15 protein-coding genes are annotated in these 19,037 nt (G+C 76.1%); 5 read left to right on the top strand and 10 right to left on the bottom strand.

What is annotated here, in order from left to right; all coding sequences use genetic code 11:
* Nucleotides 1–336 precede the first annotated feature (336 nt).
* The 3 genes from FA014_RS05030 to FA014_RS05020 all read left to right on the top strand — a co-directional run bounded on the left by FA014_RS05030 (nt 337) and on the right by FA014_RS05020 (nt 4,696).
* Nucleotides 337–2,136 (top strand): acetyl/propionyl/methylcrotonyl-CoA carboxylase subunit alpha, encoded by a 1,800-nt coding sequence (locus FA014_RS05030; protein WP_154728605.1) that lies wholly within the window; start codon nt 337–339, stop codon nt 2,134–2,136.
* Nucleotides 2,133–2,642, top strand: a complete 510-nt coding sequence (locus tag FA014_RS05025) for an NUDIX hydrolase (RefSeq protein WP_419178366.1) — start codon at nt 2,133–2,135, stop codon at nt 2,640–2,642. Before FA014_RS05030 ends, FA014_RS05025 begins: the two co-directional genes overlap by 4 nt.
* A gap of 77 nt (nt 2,643–2,719) precedes the next feature.
* Nucleotides 2,720–4,696 carry an endonuclease/exonuclease/phosphatase family protein gene (locus FA014_RS05020; RefSeq protein ID WP_230322878.1) on the top strand — a complete coding sequence of 659 codons (1,977 nt, stop codon included), beginning with the start codon at nt 2,720–2,722 and terminating at the stop codon, nt 4,694–4,696.
* 59 nt (nt 4,697–4,755) lie between these two features.
* On the opposite strand, the gene FA014_RS05015 is transcribed toward FA014_RS05020, so the two are convergent.
* The gene (locus tag FA014_RS05015) at nt 4,756–6,168 is read right to left on the bottom strand and encodes an NAD(P)H-quinone dehydrogenase (RefSeq protein ID WP_230322882.1); all 1,413 of its coding nucleotides are present in this window, start codon (nt 6,166–6,168) and stop codon (nt 4,756–4,758) included.
* A gap of 527 nt (nt 6,169–6,695) precedes the next feature.
* Between FA014_RS05015 and FA014_RS05010 the strand changes: the two genes are divergently transcribed.
* Both FA014_RS05010 and FA014_RS05005 read left to right on the top strand, forming a co-directional pair.
* Nucleotides 6,696–7,526, top strand: a complete 831-nt coding sequence (locus FA014_RS05010) for a purine-nucleoside phosphorylase (RefSeq protein WP_154728603.1) — start codon at nt 6,696–6,698, stop codon at nt 7,524–7,526.
* 112 nt (nt 7,527–7,638) lie between these two features.
* The gene (locus FA014_RS05005) at nt 7,639–9,534 is read left to right on the top strand and encodes a phospho-sugar mutase (protein WP_154728602.1); all 1,896 of its coding nucleotides are present in this window, start codon (nt 7,639–7,641) and stop codon (nt 9,532–9,534) included.
* Nucleotides 9,535–9,624: 90 nt separating this feature from the next.
* Here FA014_RS05005 and deoC read toward each other — a convergent pair whose 3' ends face one another.
* From deoC to FA014_RS04960, 9 genes are all read right to left on the bottom strand, one after another.
* Nucleotides 9,625–10,299 (bottom strand): deoxyribose-phosphate aldolase, encoded by a 675-nt coding sequence (gene deoC, locus FA014_RS05000; RefSeq protein WP_154728601.1) that lies wholly within the window; start codon nt 10,297–10,299, stop codon nt 9,625–9,627.
* Nucleotides 10,296–11,387: an adenosine deaminase gene (locus FA014_RS04995; RefSeq protein WP_154728600.1), complete on the bottom strand. Its 1,092-nt coding sequence runs from the start codon at nt 11,385–11,387 to the stop codon at nt 10,296–10,298. Before FA014_RS04995 ends, deoC begins: the two co-directional genes overlap by 4 nt.
* 108 nt (nt 11,388–11,495) lie before the next feature.
* Nucleotides 11,496–11,717, bottom strand: coding sequence for a hypothetical protein (locus FA014_RS04990; protein ID WP_154728599.1), 222 nt, complete (start codon nt 11,715–11,717; stop codon nt 11,496–11,498).
* A 195-nt stretch (nt 11,718–11,912) separates the two neighbouring features.
* Nucleotides 11,913–12,866 carry a hypothetical protein gene (locus FA014_RS04985; RefSeq protein WP_154728598.1) on the bottom strand — a complete coding sequence of 318 codons (954 nt, stop codon included), beginning with the start codon at nt 12,864–12,866 and terminating at the stop codon, nt 11,913–11,915.
* A gap of 212 nt (nt 12,867–13,078) precedes the next feature.
* Nucleotides 13,079–14,371 (bottom strand): thymidine phosphorylase, encoded by a 1,293-nt coding sequence (locus FA014_RS04980; RefSeq protein ID WP_154728597.1) that lies wholly within the window; start codon nt 14,369–14,371, stop codon nt 13,079–13,081.
* Nucleotides 14,368–14,769, bottom strand: coding sequence for a cytidine deaminase (locus tag FA014_RS04975; protein WP_154728596.1), 402 nt, complete (start codon nt 14,767–14,769; stop codon nt 14,368–14,370). The genes FA014_RS04980 and FA014_RS04975 overlap by 4 nt, the downstream gene beginning before the upstream one ends.
* 123 nt (nt 14,770–14,892) lie before the next feature.
* Nucleotides 14,893–16,173 (bottom strand): ABC transporter permease, encoded by a 1,281-nt coding sequence (locus tag FA014_RS04970; RefSeq protein WP_154728595.1) that lies wholly within the window; start codon nt 16,171–16,173, stop codon nt 14,893–14,895.
* Nucleotides 16,170–17,453, bottom strand: coding sequence for an ABC transporter permease (locus FA014_RS04965; RefSeq protein ID WP_419178365.1), 1,284 nt, complete (start codon nt 17,451–17,453; stop codon nt 16,170–16,172). The genes FA014_RS04970 and FA014_RS04965 overlap by 4 nt, the downstream gene beginning before the upstream one ends.
* On the bottom strand, nt 17,450–19,030 hold the full coding sequence (locus FA014_RS04960) for an ABC transporter ATP-binding protein (RefSeq protein ID WP_154728594.1): 1,581 nt from the start codon (nt 19,028–19,030) through the stop codon (nt 17,450–17,452). Before FA014_RS04960 ends, FA014_RS04965 begins: the two co-directional genes overlap by 4 nt.
* Nucleotides 19,031–19,037 lie beyond the last annotated feature (7 nt).

The raw sequence follows: 19,037 nt of genomic DNA, 5'->3' as shown, positions 1-19,037 counted from the left end.
CGCCGCGCCGCGCGCCGCCGCCAGCCGCGCGCGCCGCGCGCCGCGCGAGCGAGCAGCCGACACGTCGAGGGGGTACCCGCCGACTACTCGCTCGACGTGTCGGCTACCCCCTCGACGGACGACGCCACCGCCGCTCGGCGGATGCGCCGGGGCCGGCAGCCGGCCCCGCGGGTTTGTCGGGGCCGGACAAGGGCGCGCCGGGCCGCGCGGCGCACGCCGGGCGTCCGCTGTGGAACCCTCCAACGCCGCAGCGACCCGGTTGGCCGGATCGGCGATCTTCACGACGCAGCGGGTCGCGGGCGTGATCGCCGGAGGCCCCCCGCGTTACGGTGAGCCGTGCCCCGCATCTCGAAGGTCCTCGTCGCCAACCGCGGCGAGATCGCCGTCCGCATCGCCCGCGCCTGCCGCGACGCCGGCCTCGCCTCCGTCGCCGTGTACGCGGACCCCGACCGCGAGGCGCTGCACGTGCGCGTCGCGGACGAGGCCTACGCCCTGGACGGCGCCCGCGCAGCCGAGACCTACCTCGACATCGCCAAGCTGCTGGACGTCGCCCGCCGCTCGGGCGCCGACGCCGTGCACCCCGGCTACGGGTTCCTGTCGGAGAACGCCGAGTTCGCCCAGGCCGTCCTCGACGCCGGGCTGGTCTGGGTCGGCCCGCCGCCCGCCGCGATCCGCGACCTCGGCGACAAGGTGAGCGCGCGGCACATCGCGCAGCGCGCCGGCGCCCCGCTCGTCGCGGGCACCCCCGACCCGGTGTCGGGCGCCGAGGAGGTGCACGCGTTCGTCCGCGAGCACGGCCTGCCGGTCGCCATCAAGGCGGCGTTCGGCGGCGGCGGCCGCGGCCTGAAGGTCGCCCGCACGTCGGAGGAGATCGACGAGCTGTACGACTCCGCCGTGCGCGAGGCCGTCGCGGCGTTCGGCCGCGGCGAGTGCTTCGTCGAGCGGTACCTCGACCGGCCGCGGCACGTCGAGACGCAGTGCCTCGCGGACGAGCACGGCACCGTCGTCGTGGTCTCGACCCGCGACTGCTCGCTGCAGCGCCGGCACCAGAAGCTGGTCGAGGAGGCCCCCGCGCCGTTCCTCACCGACGCGCAGCGCGCCCAGCTGGTCGACGCCTCGGTCGCGATCCTCACCGAGGCCGGGTACGTCGGCGCCGGCACCTGCGAGTTCCTGGTCGCCGCCGACGGCACCATCTCGTTCCTCGAGGTGAACACCCGCCTGCAGGTCGAGCACCCGGTGTCCGAGGAGATCAGCGGCATCGACCTGGTGCGCGAGCAGCTGCGGATCGCCGACGGCGAGCCCCTCGGCTACGACCACGTCGAGACCCGCGGCCACTCCTTCGAGTTCCGGCTCAACGGGGAGGACCCCGCCGCCGGGTTCCTGCCCGCCCCGGGGCGGATCTCGACGCTGCGGTTCCCGGCGGGCCCGGGCGTCCGGGTCGACTCCGGCGTGGTCGAGGGCGACACCGTGTCGGGCGCGTTCGACTCGATGATCGCCAAGCTGGTCGTGACCGGGGCGACCCGGCAGCAGGCCGCCGAGCGCGCCCGCCGCGCGCTGGCCGAGCTGGAGATCGCCGGCATCCCCACCGTCGTCCCGTTCCACCGCGCCGTGATGGCCGAGCCGGCGTTCGTGCCGGCGGACCCCGCGCAGCCGTTCGCCGTGCACACCCGGTGGATCGAGACGGAGTTCGCCGACCGGCTGCCCGCCCTCACCGGCACCCCGGCGGTCACCGCCAGCGGGCCGGGCGCGGAGGACCACGAGCCGACCGAGCTGGAGCGCGTGGTCGTCGAGGTCGGCGGCAAGCGCCTCGAGGTCGTGCTGCCCGCCGCGCTCGCCCTGCGCGCCGGTCGCGGCCGGGCCGCCGCCGCGGGCCCCCGCCGCTCCGCGCCGCGCCGCACCGCCGGCCGTCCCGCGGCGTCCGGCAACGCCCTGACGTCCCCGATGCAGGGCACGATCGTCAAGGTCGCGGTCGGCGAGGGCGACACCGTGGCCGAGGGCGACCTGGTCGTGGTGCTCGAGGCCATGAAGATGGAGCAGCCGCTGGTGGCGCACCGCGCGGGCACCATCGCGTCCCTGGCCGCCGACGTCGGCGGGATGGTCGCGGCGGGTACCGCCATCTGCGAGATCGTCGACTGACCGCGGTGGCACGGCGACCGCACCACCCGGGCGACGGGTGGGTCGAGTGCCGGTGCGGCCGCCGGCACTGGGGCACGGCCGGGGCCGCCGGCCTGCTGCTGGCGCGCCCGGCGACCGGCGTCGACGCCGCGGCCGTGGTGCTCCAGCACCGCGCGCCGTGGAGCGACCAGGGCGGCACGTGGGGGCTGCCCGGCGGCGCCCGGCACACCGGGGAGTCGGCCGTCGACGGGGCGCTGCGCGAGTCGCAGGAGGAGGCCGGCATCGAGCCCGCGTCCGTCCGGGTGGTCGGCGAGCACGTCCTGGACCACGGCGACTGGTCGTACACGACGGTCGTGGCCGTGACCGCCGGGCCGGTCGACCCCCGCCCGACCGACGACGAGAGCCTCGCGATCGCCTGGGTCGCGCTGGACGACGTCACCGCGCTGCCGCTGCTTCCCGCGTTCGCGGACGCCTGGCCGGCGCTGCGGGCCGGCCTGCCCCCGGAGGTCGAGGGCGCGGCGTCCTGACCCCGGGCGGGCGACGGACGCGTCCGCGCGTGCCCGTTCGTTGGCCCGGGCGGCTCGCCGCCCACTACGTTGACGGCGTGAGCGTCCCCGAAGCCGCACCGCCGTCGGTGCCCCCCGCGTCCGCACCGTCGCCGGCCGGGACCCCGCTCCCCCCGGACGCCGGCACGGCCACCCGGGTGTCGCTCGTCGCGCTGGTCACGGTGCTCGCGGTCGACGCCGTGCGCGCCGCCGGGCCCGTCCTGGACCGCGCCTTCGCCGTCAGCACCGTCGCCGTCGCGGCCGCCGCGCTGCTCACGTTCCTCGGCGCGGGGCTGCTCGCGGCGCTGGCGCTGCTCGGCACCGGCCGTCGCGGCCCCGGCACCGCCTCCGGGCGCACCGCGCTCGTCGCCGTCGTCGCCCTCGGCGTCGCCCGGCTGGTCACGCAGGTGGTGCACGACGGCCCGCGGTTCGTCGCCGGCCTGGTCACCGCGTCGCTCGCCGTCACCGCGCTGGTCCTGGCGACCACGCTGGTCGCCGGTCGCGCCGGCGGCGGCCGCCAGGCCGCGCTCGGGCTGACCCTCGGCACCGGGCTGTCCGCGGCGCTCCAGCTGGCGTTCGGCACGTGGGACCCGCTGTGGCGCGGCGGGGTGCTCGGCAGCGTCGTCGCCGTCGTCCTGGTGCTGCTCACGGTCGCCCTCGCGGTGGTCGCCCGCCGCCAGGAGGCGTCCGGACGGCCCCGGCGGACCTGGGTGCTCGGGCCCGCCCTCGCGCTGGTCGTCATGGTGCTGGGGAACCCCGCCTTCGCGGCGGCGCAGGCGCACCTGCCGCTGATGGTGGCCGGGACCGCGACCGTGCTGGCGTCGGCGCTGACCGCCTGGCTCCTGCTGGTGCCGCGCATCATGGCCCGGCCGGTGCGCTGGGCAGCCGCGGTCCTGCTGCCGGTCGCCGCGGGGACCGCCTTCCTCACCACCGGCGTCGCGGCGCTGATCGCGATCCTGGTCGCCGAGGCGGCGCTCGGGGTCGTGCTCACCGTCGCGCTCAAGACCCGCCGGCCGGCGCCGCCCGGGATCCCGCGCACCGCGCTCGCCACCAGCGGCGTCGGGCTGGGGCTCGTCGTCGTGCTGCTGCTGTACCTGCTCGACTACGACGTCCCGCTGCCCGTCGACAACGCGTGGGTCGTGGTGCTCGCCGCCGCGCTGCTCGCGACCGGCGGCCTGCGGTGGCGCACGCCGGCCGAGCCCGCCGGGCGCGAGCCCGCACCCCCGCTGCGCGCCAACGCCCTGCGGTTCCTGGTGCTGCCGTCCGTCGCGCTGCTGCTGGTCGGCTGGGTCTCCGCCACGGTCGCCGCCCCCGCCCCCGCGACCGACCGGGACCCCGACGCGTTCGTGGTCCTCGACTGGAACCTGCACTACGGCGTCGCCGCGCACACCGCCGTCGACCTCGAGCAGATCGCCCGGACCATCGAGGCGCAGGGCCCGGACGTCGTCGCGCTCCAGGAGGTGTCGCGGGGCTGGGTGCTCGGCGGCGGCGCCGACATGCTCACCTGGCTCGGGCACCGCCTCGGCATGCACGTCGCGTTCGCGCCGGCCGCGGACCAGCAGTTCGGCAACGCGCTGCTGTCCCGCACGGAGCTCGACGACGTCGAGGTCGTCGAGCTGCCGTACGGCGCCGGGCCGCAGGCGCGCTCGGCGCTGACCGCGCGGGTCGAGGGCCCCGGTGGCGAGGCGGTCCGGGTGACGTCCGTGCACCTGCAGCACCGCGACGACAACGTCGACACCCGGCTGGAGCAGCTCGCCGCGCTCCGGGCGGCGCTGCCCGACGACGGGCCGTCCGTGCTGGCCGGCGACCTCAACGCCGAGCCGGGCTCGGCCGAGCTCGACGCCCTCGACGACGCCGGCTGGGTGAGCGCCATGGACACCGCGGGCGCCGAGGACGTGCTCACGCACCCGAGCAACGACCCGGCGGTCCGGATCGACTGGGTGCTCGGGCAGGGCGTGACGTTCGCGGAGGCGCGGGTGCTCGCCGACGACTCCTCGGACCACCTGGCGCTGGTGACGGAGGTCCGGGCGGGCTGACGGCCACCCGGGCCGCCGCGCCCCGCCCGGACCGCCGCGCCCCCGCCCGGCCCCGGGGCTCAGCCCTGGTCGGTCCGGTGCAGCACCCGCGCGACCTCGCCGATCGAGCCCGACAGCGACGGGTACACGGTGAACGCGTTCGCCACGTCGTCGACGGTGAGGCTGTGCGACACCGCCAGCGTGATGGGGAAGATCAGCTCCGACGCCCGCGGCGCCACGACCACCCCGCCGAGCACGGTGCCCGCCGTCGAGTGCGCGAACAGCTTCACGAAGCCGTCCCGCACGCCGAGCATCTTCGCGCGCGGGTTCCGGGCCAGCGGCAGCGTGTGCGTGACGAAGTGCGCGTCCCGCTCGATCAGCGCCGTCTCGCTCAGCCCGACCGTGGCGATCTCCGGGGCGGTGAAGATGTTCGCCGCCACGCCCCGCAGCCTCAGCGGGGCCACCGCGTCGCCGAGCGCGTGCGACATCGCGATCCGCCCCTGCATCGCCGCGACCGACGCCAGCGGCAGCACGCCCGTCACGTCGCCCGCCGCGTAGACGCCGCGGGCCGAGGTGCGCGACACCTTGTCCACCTCGATGTGCCCGGACGGCGTGGTCCGCACGCCCGCGTCCGCGAGGCCGAGGCCCTCGGTGCTCGGGATCGAGCCGACCGCGAGCAGCACGTGCGAGCCGTGGATCTCCCGGCCGTCGGCCAGGGTGACGACCACGCCGTCGTCCGTCCGGCGCGCGGCCTGCGCGCGGGACCGCGCGACCACCTCCATGCCGCGGGTCCGGAACACGTCCTCCAGCATCGTCGCGGCGTCGGCGTCCTCGCCCGGCAGCACCCGGTCCCGGCTCGACACCAGCACGACCTGGGACCCCAGCGACACGTACGCCCCGGCGAACTCGGCGCCGGTGACGCCCGAGCCGACGACGATCAGCCGCTCCGGCAGCGCGTCCAGGTGGTAGAGCTGCGTCCAGGTCAGGATGCGCTCGCCGTCGGGCTGCGCGTCGGGCAGGGTCCGCGGGGTCGCGCCGGTCGCCAGCAGGACCACGTCCGCGTCGAGCGTCTCCTCGGTGTCGCCCGTGACGACGACGCGCTCCGGGCCGTCGAGCCGCCCGTGGCCGATCACGACCCGCACCCCCTCGCGCTCCAGCCGGGTGCGGATGTCGCCGGACTGCGCCAGGGCCAGGTCGCGCACCCGGGCGTTCACCCGGGCCAGGTCGATGCTGTGCCGGCGGCTGCGGCCGGTGTCCCGCGCGGGGTCGGCGTCGTCGGCCGGCCCCGCGGGCACGTCGAGGCGGATGCCCAGGTCGGGGGCGCGCTCGGCGATCGTCATCCACTCGGCGGTGGCGATCAGGGTCTTGGACGGCACCACGTCGGTCAGCACGGCGGCGCCGCCGAGGCCCGAGCGCTCGACCACCGTGACGTCCGCACCCAGCCGGCGGGCGACCAGCGCGGCCTCGTAGCCGCCGGGGCCGCCACCGACCACGACGACGCGCGGCGCGGGCCGGCCGTCGTCGACGGGAGCGGGCGCGGCGGCGCTGGTGGTCGAGGAGGCGGGCGGGGCGGCCGCGGCGTCGGGGGCGTCGGCTGCGGCCGGGGTGGCCGGGCCGGGCTCGGCGGGCGCGGGCGTGGGGGTCGGCTGCGTCACGCGTCCATCTTCCCGGACCTGCGCCGCCGCGCACGTCGCGCCACGCCCCGGTCCCCTCGCGCGCGCCGCACGCCGCGCGCCCGCGCCCTCCCCGCACCGCCCTCGCCCTCTCGCCCGCGCCCTCCCGCACTCCCGCACCTCCCCCACCCTCCCGTCGCCGAGATGGCAACTCTCGGCTGTGCGCGGGTGCGTCCGCGCAGCCGAGAGTCGCCATCTCGGTGTGGACGGCCCTGGAGGTGCGGGACCTTCCGGGGTCCTGCGGGGCGGGCACGGCCGGTACGCTCGACCGTTGCGACCGCACGTGTCCCGCGCGCCGGGTCGCCACCCGCACCGACACCGCCGCACGCACCGCGAGGAGCACCCGCATGGCCGACGACGCCCGTCTCGACGACCCGACCACCGACCCGCTGGCCGTCGCGGCCGACGCGGCCGCGTTCCTCGCGGAGGCGACCGGCGTCGCGCAGCACGACGTCGCGCTGGTGCTGGGCTCCGGGTGGGGCGGCGCGGCCGACCTGCTGGGCGAGACCGTCGCCGAGATCGCCGCCCCCGACGTGCCGGGCTTCGCCGCGCCGGCCGTCGTCGGCCACGTCGGCACCATCCGCTCGGTCCGGATCGCCGCGACCGGCAAGCACGCGCTCGTGCTCGGCTCGCGGACCCACCTCTACGAGGGCAAGGGCGTGCGCCGCGTCGTGCACGGCGTCCGCACCGCCGCTGCCGCCGGCTGCTCGACGGTCGTGCTCACCAACGGCTGCGGCGGCCTCAACCCCGCGTGGGGTCCCGGCACCCCGGTGCTGATCCGCGACCACATCAACCTGACGACCGTGTCCCCGCTGGAGGGCGCGACGTTCGTCGACCTGACCGACCTGTACGCCGGCCGGCTGCGCGACGTGGCCCGCGAGGTCGACCCGTCGCTCGACGAGGGCGTGTACGTGCAGTTCCGCGGCCCGCACTACGAGACCCCGGCCGAGGTGAAGATGGCCGGGATCATGGGCGGCGACCTGGTCGGCATGTCCACCACCATCGAGGCCATCGCGGCGCGGCACGTCGGCATGGAGGTGCTCGGCATCTCCCTGGTCACGAACCTGGCGGCGGGCGTCGGTGACGAGCCGCTGTCGCACGCGGAGGTCCTGGAGGCCGGCGCCGCCGCCGGCCCGCGGATCAGCCGCCTGCTGGCGGACATCGTCGGCCGCATCTGATCGGCGCGCCGCCGCGGCCCGGACGCCGCGGCGGCGCGGTACGGCACCACGGCGCGTCCGCGCCGCGCAGGACGAGGGTCGGGGCGGGGCGCCCCGGGGAGGACGGCAGTCGATGAGCGAGCGCACCGAGGACCACCCGGCCGGGACCGAGCAGGAGCAGGGCGACGCCTGGGCGGACCTGGCCGGCCGGGTCCGCGAGTGGATCGCGGACGACCCCGACCCGCGCACCGCGGCCGAGCTGACCGCGCTGCTCGACCGCGCCGAGGCCGGCGAGCCGTCGGTGCCCGGCGGCGCGTCGCCCGAGGACCAGCAGGCGGCGACCGACGTGCGCGAGGCGCGCGAGGACCTGGCCGACCGGTTCCAGGGGCTGCTGCAGTTCGGCACCGCCGGCCTGCGCGGCGCCGTCGAGGGCGGCCCGCACCGGATGAACCGCGCGGTCGTCATCCGCGCCGCGTCCGGCCTCGGCGCCTACCTGCTCGGCGAGCTCGAGGGCGTGTCCCCCGCGCCCCGCGTGGTCGTGGGCCACGACGCCCGGCACGGCTCCGTCGACTTCGCGCGCGACACCGCCGCCGTGCTGACCGCGGTCGGCATCGAGGTCGTCATGCTGCCGCCGTACCTGCCGACCCCCGTGCTGGCGTTCGCCGTCCGGCACCTCGGCGCCGACGCCGGCGTGATGGTCACCGCGAGCCACAACCCGCCGAAGGACAACGGCTACAAGGTCTACCTGGGCGGCCGCGTCGTCACCGGCTCCGGCCAGGGCGCGCAGATCGTCCCGCCGATGGACGGCGCGATCGCCGCCGAGATCGGCCGGGTCCCCTCGGTCGCCGCGGTCCCGCGCGCGGCGGACGGCTGGTCGACCGTCGGCCCGGAGATCGTCGACGCCTACGTCGCCGAGGTCCTCGGCCTGGCCGACCTGTCCGACGAGGCCCGCGCCCGCCACGCCGCGCTGCGCGTCGTGCTCACCCCGATGCACGGCGTCGGCGGCGGCACCGCCCGCCGGGTGCTCGCCGAGGCCGGCTTCACCGACGTGCACGTCGTCGAGCTCCAGGCCGAGCCCGACCCCGACTTCCCGACCGTCGCGTTCCCGAACCCCGAGGAGCCCGGCGCGATCGACCTGGCCGTCGCGCTCGCCGCCGAGGTGCAGGCCGACCTGGTCATCGCCCTCGACCCCGACGCCGACCGGTGCGGCGCCGCCGTCGTCGACCCGCGCGCCCGGACGCACATGAGCCCCGGCGCCGCCGGCTCGGACGGCTGGCGGATGCTGCACGGCGACGAGACCGGCGCGCTGCTGGGCAGCGTGGCCGCGGAGCGGTTCGGCGCGCCCGGCGCCGCCGTCGCGGACGACGCCCCCGTGCTCGCGAACTCGATCGTGTCCTCCCGCCTGCTCGGCCGGATCGCCGCCCGCGCCGGCCTGCGGCACGCGCAGACGCTCACGGGGTTCAAGTGGATCTCCCGCGTCGACGGCCTCGTGTACGGCTACGAGGAGGCGCTCGGCTACTGCGTCGACCCCGCCCACGTCCGGGACAAGGACGGCATCTCCGCCGCGCTGACCCTCGCCGGGCTCGCCGCCCGCCTCAAGGCCGAGGGCCGCATCCCGGTCGACGTGCTGGACGACCTGGCCCGGCAGCACGGGCTGCACCTGACCGACCAGCTGTCGGCCCGGTTCACCGACCTGTCGCAGATCCCGGAGACCATGCAGCGGCTGCGCGAGCACCCGCCGGTGGTCCTCGCGGGCTCGCCCGTCATGGCCGTCGTCGACCTCGCCGCCGGCTCCGACGCCGACCGCGAGGGCCTCCCCCCGACCGACGGCATCCGGCTGCTCACCCAGGACGACACCCGGGTCATCGTCCGGCCGTCCGGGACCGAGCCGAAGGTGAAGTGCTACCTCGAGGTCGTCGTGCCGGTCGAGGAGCAGGCGTCCGTCGAGTCGGTCGGCGAGGCCCGGCGGGCCGCCCGGGCACGGCTCGACGCGGTGCGCGCGGACGTGGCGGTGGCGCTGGGGCTCTGACGCCCCGCCGGTCCCCGGACACGACGACGGCCCGTCCCCCGCTGCCGGGGTGACGGGCCGTCGTCGTGCGTGCGCAGGGGCGCAGCGGGCTCAGTACCCGCCGTCCGCCTCGAAGCCGCCGAGCACCGCGGCGGTGCCGGACAGGCCCAGCCGGGTCGCGCCGGCCTCGATCATCGCCAGGGCGTCGGCCGTGGTGCGGATGCCGCCCGAGGCCTTGATGCCGAGGCGGCCGCCGACGGTGGCGTTCATGATCTCGACGGCGTGCACGGAGGCGCCGCCGGCGGGGTGGAAACCGGTCGAGGTCTTCACGAAGTCGGCGCCCGCGGCCTCGGCGGCCCGGCAGACGTGGACGATCTCGTGGTCGGTCAGCGCGGCGGACTCGATGATCACCTTCAGCACGACCGGCGCCGGGGTGGCGGCGCGGACGGCGGCGATGTCGGCCTGCACGTCGGCGAACCGGCCCTCCTTGGCGGCGCCGAGGTCGATCACCATGTCCACCTCGTCCGCGCCGTCGGCGACGGACCGGGCGGCCTCGGCGGCCTTCACGTCGCTGTGGTGCTTGCCGGACGGGAAGCCGCACACGGTGGCGACCTTGAGGCCCTGGGCGTCCAGCGGCAGGAACGACGGCGAGACGCACACGGAGTAGACGCCGAGCGAGGCGCCCTCCGCGACGAGCGCCTCGACGTCCGCGCGGGTCGCCTCGGGCTTGAGCAGCGTGTGGTCGACGAACTGCGCCAGCGCGGCGGCGTCGAGGGACTGGGTCATGCGCGGTGCCTTCCTGTTCCGGTCGGTGCGTGACCGGGGACGATGACCCGGTCGAGGAGGTCCTGGCGCTCGTCGGCGTGCACGAACGCGTGGCGGGCGGCGGTCAGGGTGACCGTCCGCACGTCGTCGAGGGTCCAGCCCGCCTCGGTGACGAGCAGGTGCAGCTCGCGGCTGAGGCCGGTGCGGGACTGGAGGCGGTTGTCGGTGTTCACCGTGACGGCGAACCCGAGCCGCAGCAGGGTCGTGACGGGGTGCTCGGCGATCGAGGTGGCGGCGCCGGTCTGCAGGTTCGACGTCGGGCACACCTCGAGGGCGATGCCCCGGTCGCGGACCCAGTGCGCGAGCCGGCCGAGCACGGGCGCACCCGCGTCGTCGTGCCGGATGTCGTCGACCAGCCGCACGCCGTGGCCCAGGCGCAGCGCGCCGACGTCGACGGCCTCGTCCAGCGAGTCGCGGCCCGCGGCCTCGCCGGCGTGCACGGTGACCGGGAACCGGGCGGTGCGCAGCTGCGCGAACGCGGCGCCCAGCGCGCTGGCCGGGAAGCCCGCCTCGGGGCCGGCGATGTCGAAGCCGACGACGCCGCGGTCGCGGTTCGCCAGGGCGAGGGCGGCGATCTCGTCGGCGCGGTCGGACTGCCGCATGGCGCACAGCAGCAGGCGGGCGCGGATCGGGCGGCCCTCCGCGGCGGCCTCGGCCTCGCCCTCGGCGAGCCCCTCCAGCACGGCGTCCACGGCCTGCTGGAGCGACAGGCCGCCGGCCTGGTGCAGCTCCGGGGCGAACCGCTCCTCGGCGTAGACGACGCCGTCCGCCGCCAGGTCCAGCACCGCCTCGCGGGCGACCCGGCGCAGCGCCTTGGGCCGCTGCATGACGGCGAGCGTGTGGCTGAACGTCGCGATGTACGCCTCGAGGCTGCCGCTGTCGGCGGCGTCCCGGAACCAGGCGGCGAGCGCGTCCGGGTCGGTCGTCGGGAGCGCGTGGCCGGCCTTCTCGGCGAGCTCGACGACGGTCCGCGGGCGCACGCCACCGTCGAGGTGGTCGTGCAGCAGGACCTTCGGCAGCGCGACGATCTGCTCGAAGGTCACGGTCATGCGCCCCACCGTAGTGGCCGGGCGCCCGGAACCCCGCATCGGGGAACCGGGCGCCCGGGTGGTCCTGCGCGGCGTGCGACCCGCGTGCGGCGCGGTCCGCGGCGCGGCTCAGGGGTAGTCGTCGCGCTCGTCCTCGGGGACGGGTGTCTTCTGCTCGGCGACGTCACCCGGGTCGGCCTCGCCGACCAGGTCGGGCCGTGGTTCGTCCGGCTCGTACGCCCCGTCGCGGGCGTCGGTGTCGTCGTCGGGCTGGACCTCCGGCAGGTCGGTCAGCTCGGGCTCGACGAGCCCGGCGTCGCGCCAGGTCCGGTCGCCGGGAACGGTGCTCATGTCCACTCCTGTCGTCGACAGCGGGGTACGACTCCATCGTGTCCCGGACGGCGCCACCCCGCCAAGCCGGGGCCCGCAGAGACCTCCCGGGCCCCGAGGCCCGCCGAGGTGGCAGAACCGGCGGGGTTCCGGGGCCGCGAACCCCGCAGCTCCTGCAGGTTCGGCGTCGGGGCGCGGGGTGCGGAGAGGGGCGGGTCAGCGGGTCGGGGTCGGGAGGAGGGCCCACGCCAGGTGCGGCCAGTGGCCGAGCGCCGGGACCGGGCCCGCCGGGGACAGCAGGGCCGCGCGCGGCAGCGGCAGCACCGCCCCGGCGCCCGGCTCGTACACGCGGTACCCGTCGCCCGCCCGCCCGACCGCGAGCACCACGTGCCGCGGGACCGCGGCCGCGACGCCGCCGGACAGGTCGCCCCCGGAGTACAGGGGCACCGGCACGCCGCGGTCGAGGGCGGCGTCGACGCGGGCCAGGAGGTCGTCGACCTCGGCCGTCCGGGTGTCGTCGACCAGCACCGACCGGTAGCGGACCCCCGGGAACCGGGCCAGCCGGGCGGCGCCCCACGGCGGCGTGCCGAGCGACCGCGGCCAGGGCAGCACCCCGGCGACCGCCCGGGCGGTGCTGCGCCGGTGCAGGGCCGCCTGCAGCAGGCCCCAGCGCGCCGCGGCGGCCTCCTCGCCGGTGGCGGACGCGTGCACGACCCGGCCGTCGGGCGTGCGGAACCACGTGGGGGCGTCCGGGTGGTGCGGGTCGGCCGGCTCGGGCAGGTCGAGGCCGTCGAGCTCGGGCGGACGGGACCCGTCGGGCAGCCGCCCGGACACCAGCCAGAGGGCGAGCCGCGGGTCGCCGGCCGCCGCCAGCACGCCGAGCACGGCCGCGCCGCAGGTGGTGCCGTCGACCTGGCGCGCGGCGGCGGTGCCCCACCGGACGGTGCGGCCGGCGCGGACGTCGAGCGGGGCCAGCACCTGCGCCCGCCGCCGGTCGTCGAGGTCGTCGAGCGCGCCGGCGGGCAGCGCGGCCCGGGCACCGGCCGCTGCCAGGGCGACGCCGTCGACCCGCGACCGCGTCGGCTCCCCGCCCACGCCCACCGGGCGCGCCGGCGCGGGCGCAGGCGCCGGCGGCACCACCCGTCCGCGCACCGTCCGCAGCACCGTCACCAGCTGCCCCCTGCGCCACCCCGCTCGCGCGCCCACGCCCGCTCCCCTCGTCCGCCGAGTCTCCATTGTTCGCCTCCGACCGCGCCGCCCGCCCCAGGCCGGCGATGCAGACTCGGCGAGGAGGGTGCCGCGCGGGGGTGAGGCCCCGCAGCGGCGCGGGCGGACGCGACGGGGCCCCGCAGCGCGTGCGCCGCGGGGCCCCGTCGCCGCCGTCAGGACGCCGCGATGCGGTCCAGGATCAGCGGGGTCGCGGCCGGCGCCTCGGCGGCCACGTCGAAGCCGCCCGCCAGCGCCTCCTTCGCCCGCTCGAACCGCTCCGGGGTGTCCGTGTGCAGCGTCAGCAGCGGCTGCCCGGCGCGCACGGTGTCGCCCGGCTTGGCGTGCAGCTCCACGCCGGCCCCGGCCTGCACCGGGTCCTCCTTGCGCGCGCGGCCGGCACCCAGGCGCCACGCGGCGATGCCGACGGCGTACGCGTCGAGCCGGGTCAGCACGCCGTCGGCCGGCGCCAGGACCTGCTCGGTGTGCCGTGCGACGGGCAGCGGCGCGTCGGCGTCGCCGCCCTGCGCCTCGATCATCCGGCGCCACACGTCCATCGCGCGGCCGTCCGTCAGCGCGGCCCGCACGTCCTCGCCCGGGCGACCGGCCGCGGCCAGCATCTCCTCGGCGAGGGCCACGGTCAGGTCGACCACGTCGGACGGCCCGCCGCCGGCGAGCACCTCGAGCGACTCCCGGACCTCGAGCGCGTTGCCCGCGGTCAGGCCGAGCGGCGTCGACATGTCGGTGAGCAGCGCGACCGTGTTCACGCCGGCGTCGGTACCGAGGTCGACCATCGTGCGCGCGAGCTCGCGGGCGCGGTCCAGGTCCTTCATGAACGCCCCGGAGCCGACCTTGACGTCCAGCACCAGCGCGCCGGTGCCCTCGGCGATCTTCTTGCTCATGATCGACGACGCGATCAGCGGGATCGCCTCGACGGTGCCGGTGACGTCGCGCAGCGCGTAGAGCTTGCGGTCGGCGGGCGCGAGGCCCGAACCGGCCTGGCAGATCACGGCGCCGGGGCCGTCGAGCTGCGCCATCATCTCGTCGTTCGACAGCGCCGCGCGCCAGCCGGGGATGGACTCGAGCTTGTCGAGGGTGCCGCCGGTGTGGCCGAGTCCGCGGCCGGACAGCTGCGGCACCGCCACGTCGAACACCGCGACGAGCGGCGCGAGCGGCAGCGTGATCTTGTCGCCGACGCCGCCTGTCGAGTGCTTGTCCGCGGTGGGCCGCCGCAGGCCGGAGAAGTCCATCCGCTCGCCGGAGGCGATCATCGCGGCGGTCCACCGGGAGATCTCGGCGCGGTCCATGCCGTTGAGCAGGATCGCCATGTTGAGGGCGGCCATCTGCTCCTCGGCGACGACACCCCGGGTGTACGCGTCGATGACCCAGTCGATCTGGGCGTCCGTCAGGCGGTGCCCGTCGCGCTTGGCGACGATGACGTCGACGGCGTCGAACTTCTCGGTGCTCATGACTTCCTCTCGACCAGGTCGGCCGGCCCGAACGCGTCGGGCAGCACCTCGGTCATCGGCTTGATCCCGCTCACCGTGTCGACGAGCAGGTCGGGTCCCCCGTGCTCCCAGAGGAGCTGGCGGCAGCGGCCGCACGGCATCAGGGCGTTCCCGTGGGCGTCCACGCAGGCGAACGCGACGAGGCGCCCGCCGCCGGACACGTGCAGGCCGGACACGAGCGCGCACTCGGCGCACAGGGTCAGGCCGTAGGACGCGTTCTCGACGTTGCAGCCGACGACGACCCGGCCGTCGTCCACCAGGGCGGCGACGCCGACGGGGAACTTCGAGTACGGGACGTACGCGCGGTGCATCACCTCGGTGGCGGCGGCACGCAGGGCGTCCCAGTCGATCTCCGGCACAGCCGGTCTCCTGTTCTCCCCGGGCGACCGGGGCGTCTCACGGCACCTGCTCGGACGCTCCCGAGTGTGCCCGTGAAGCACGACCGCCGCCGCCCTGCGCGGGCGACGGCGGTCGTGACGTGCTCACTTCACGTAGGCGATGCCCTCGGCGGCGGGCGCCCGCACCCGGCCGACGAGGCCGGCCACGGCGAAGATCGTCACCACGTACGGCGTCATCAGCATGATCTGGCTCGGGATGGGCGTGCCGATGATGCCGAGCACCACCTGCAGGTTGTCCGCGAACCCGAACAGCAGGGCCGCGGCGAGCGCGCCCTTCGGGCTCCACCGGCCGAGGATCATCGCGGCCAGGGCGATGAAACCCTTGCCGCCGGTCATCTCCTTGCCGAACGCCAGGCCGTTCGCGACGGTGAAGAACGCGCCGCCGAGACCGGCGATGGCGCCGCCGAGGATGGTGTTCCACACCCGGGTGCGGTTGACCTTGATGCCGACGGTGTCCGCGGCCTTCGGGTGCTCGCCGACGGCCCGCAGCCGCAGGCCCCAGCGGCTCTTGAACACCAGGACCTGCAGGACGACCACCACGACGTACATCAGGTAGACGAGGATCGTCTGCCGGAACAGCACGGGGCCGATGACCGGGATGTCGGACAGCCCGGGGATGGGCAGCGTCGGCAGGCGCGGCGGCGTGTTCAGCGTGTCGGCGTTCCCCTTGAGCACGGTGGAGAACAGGTAGCTCGTGATGCCGACGACCAGCACGTTGAGCACGACGCCGACGATGATCTGGTCGACCACGTACTTGATCGCGAACGCGACCAGCAGGGCCGACACCAGCGCGCCGGCGACCGGCGCGGCGATGAGGCCGACGTAGGCGCTGGAGGTGATGGTCGCGACGACCGCGGCGAGGAACGCGCCGGCGAGCAGCTGCCCCTCGATCGCGATGTTGATGATGCCGGACCGCTCGCTGACCAGGCCGGCGAGGGCGCCGAACACCAGCGGCACCGCGAGGAACAGCGAGCCCTGCAGCAGGCTGGTGAGGGGCAGCGGCTGCGCCTTGCCGGCGACGGCCCAGGTCAGCAGCGCGAACACCAGCGCGACCGCGTACACGGCCGGGAGCCACACGCCGACCTTGCGCCGGGTCCGCGCGGCCTGGAACCGCCACGCCGCCAGGCCGAGCGCGATCAGGCAGAGCACGATCGCGGTGGGCTTGGAGGGGACGGAGAACGCGATGTTCTCCCCCGGGGCGAACATCGTGAACGAGGTCTCGCGGCCCGAGGCGGGCAGGATGCCGAACAGCAGCAGCGCGAGCGCGGCGACCGCGCCGTACGCGATCGGCGCCTTGTAGGAGATCGGCGGCAGCGGCTTGCCCGCCGCGGCACGCGCGGGGGCGGGGGCGGCGACGGCGCTCACGCGGCGGCCTCCTTGACGACGGGCGCGGCGAGCTCGGCCGGCTGGCCGCCGGGACCGCGGGGGGACGGGAGGCGGAACACCGCGCGCACCAGCGGGGGCGCCGCGATGAACAGCACGACGAGGGACTGGACGACCAGCACGATGTCGATCGGCGTGCCGGTGCGGGACTGCATGGCGAACCCGCCGGCGCGCAGGGCGCCGAACAGCAGCCCCGCGAAGAACGTGCCGAGCGGCTTGGACCGGCCGAGCAGCGCGACCGTGATCGCGTCGAAGCCGAAGCTCGCCGCGATGCCCGCGGTGAGCACCTTCTCGGTGCCGAGCACCTGCGCGGTGCCGGCCATGCCGGCCAGCCCGCCGGCCACGATCATCACCAGCAGGTACATGCGGTTGACGTTGATGCCCGCGGTGCGGGCGGCGCTCGGGTTGGACCCGACGGCGCGGAACGCGAACCCGATCGTCGACCGGTTCATCAGCCACCACACGAACACGGCGGCGAGGATCGCGACGACGAAGCCGAGGTGCAGCCGGAACTGCGAGCCGAGCAGCTGCGGGTACAGCGCCGTCTCGGCGATCGGCGGGGACACCGGGTTGTTGCTGTCGCCGCGCTTGAACGCGGACGTGGTCAGCAGGTAGCCCACCAGGTAGATCGCGATGTTGTTCAGCATGATCGTGACGATGACCTCGTTGGCCCCGGTCCGGGCCTTGAGGTAGCCGGCGATGCCGGCCCACAGGCCGCCGCCGATGACGCCGCCGATCACGGCGAGCAGCAGGTGCAGGACCGGGGGCAGGTCCCAGGCGAAGCCGATGTACCCGGCGAAGATCGCGCCGAGGATGATCTGGCCCTGCGCGCCGATGTTGAACATGCCGGCCCGGAAGCCGATGCCCAGGCCGAGGCCCGCGAGGATCAGCGGGACGGACCAGGTCATGGTCTCGGTGATCGGGCGGATCGCGCGGGCGAACGTCGCGGCACCCGGGTCGAAGACGGCGCCCTGGAACAGCGCCACGTAGGCGCTCCAGACGGCGTTCCACGCCGCGGAGAAGAAGTCCGCCGGCCGCGCGAAGAAGTACCCGGCGGCGTCCTGCACGGCGCTGTCGGCGGCCGCGATCAGCACGCCGGAGATGACGAGCGCGAGCACCAGGGCCGCGACGGTCACCAACCAGCTGCTGGTCAGCATCTCGCGCAGCGCGCCCTGGGCGCGGGACTCGAGACCGTCGTCGCGGCGTGCCGGGGCGGTGGACCCGGCCGGCGGCTGCTCGGGGGCGGGGGTCGCCTGGCTCACTTGCTCTCCTCCTCGGAGGCCTCGATGTCGGCCTCGCCGAGCACCGTGTGGTGGGTCGCGGCCTGCTGCACGGCCTCGGCCTGCGGGACGCCGGCCATCATCAGGCCGAGCACGTCGCGGTCGGTGCCCCCGGGGACGACGCCGACGATGCGGCCGCGGTACATGACGACGATCCGGTCCGCCAGGGCGAGCACCTCGTCGAGCTCGGTCGACACGATGATCACCGGGGTGCCGCTGTCCCGCTCCTGCACGATCCGCTTGTGCACGAACTCGATGGACCCGACGTCGAGGCCGCGGGTGGGCTGGGACGCGATGAACAGCCGCAGCGGGCGGGACATCTCGCGGGCCAGGACGACCTTCTGCTGGTTGCCGCCGGACAGCGTGCCGGCGTGCGCCTCGGTGGACGGGGTGCGGACGTCGAACTCCACGGTCCGGCGCTCGGCGTTCTCCTGGACCTTCTTCGGGTCCAGCGAGATGCCGCGCGAGAACGGGGCGCGGTCGTACAGGTCGAGGATGAGGTTCTCGGCGACGGAGAAGTCGGCGACGACGCCGTCCTCCGTCCGGTCCTCGGGCACGAACCCGACGCCGGCGTCGAGCACCTGCTTCACCGTGCGGCCGACGAGCTCGGTCCCGTCGAGCACGACGGACCCGGCGACGGGCTGCTGCAGACCGAGGACGACCTCGGTGAGCTCGGTCTGGCCGTTGCCCTGCACGCCGGCGACGGCGACGATCTCGCCGCGGGCGACGTCGAACGACACGTCGTCGACCTGCCGGACCCCGGCCTCGTCGAGCACCGACAGGTTCCGCACCCGCAGGGCGACCTCGCCGGCCTGCGCGGGCGTGCGGTCGACGCCGAGCGAGACGGAGCGGCCGACCATGAGCGAGGCGAGCTCGGTCTCCGCGGCGTCGGGTCGGGCGCTGCCCACGACCTGGCCGCGGCGGATGACCGTGATCCGGTCCGCGACGGCGCGGACCTCACGGAGCTTGTGGGTGATGAAGACGATGGAGGTGCCCGCCGCCTTGAGCTGCCGCATGATCGCGATGAGCTCGTCGGTCTCCTGCGGCGTCAGCACCGCGGTGGGCTCGTCGAGGATCAGGACCTTCGCGTCCCGGGACAGCGCCTTGATGATCTCGACGCGCTGCTGCGCGCCGACGGGGAGGTCCTCGACCAGGGCGTCGGGGTCGACGTCGAACCCGAACCGGTCGGAGATCTCCTTGACGCGGCGGCGCGCCGCGGCCAGGTCGAGCATGCCGCCGCCCTTGACGGGCTCGTACCCGAGGACGACGTTCTCGGCGACGGTGAAGACGGGGACGAGCATGAAGTGCTGGTGCACCATGCCGATGCCCGCGGCCATCGCGTCGCCCGGGCCGGCGAACTCCACCGGCCGGCCGTCGACGAGGATCTGGCCCTCGTCCGGGTCGTAGAACCCGTACAGCACGTTCATCAGGGTGCTCTTGCCGGCACCGTTCTCGCCCAGCAGCGCGTGGATCTCGCCGGGCTCGACCACCAGGTCGATGTGGTCGTTCGCCACCAGGGCGCCGAAACGCTTGGTGATCCCCCGCAGCTCGAGCTTCACGTGGGAA

The sequence above is a fragment of the Cellulomonas hominis genome, assembly GCF_005239125.1.
In the GTDB taxonomy this organism is placed as follows: Bacteria; Actinomycetota; Actinomycetes; order Actinomycetales; family Cellulomonadaceae; genus Cellulomonas; species Cellulomonas hominis_A.
This window is presented reverse-complemented; position numbering and strand designations above follow the sequence as displayed.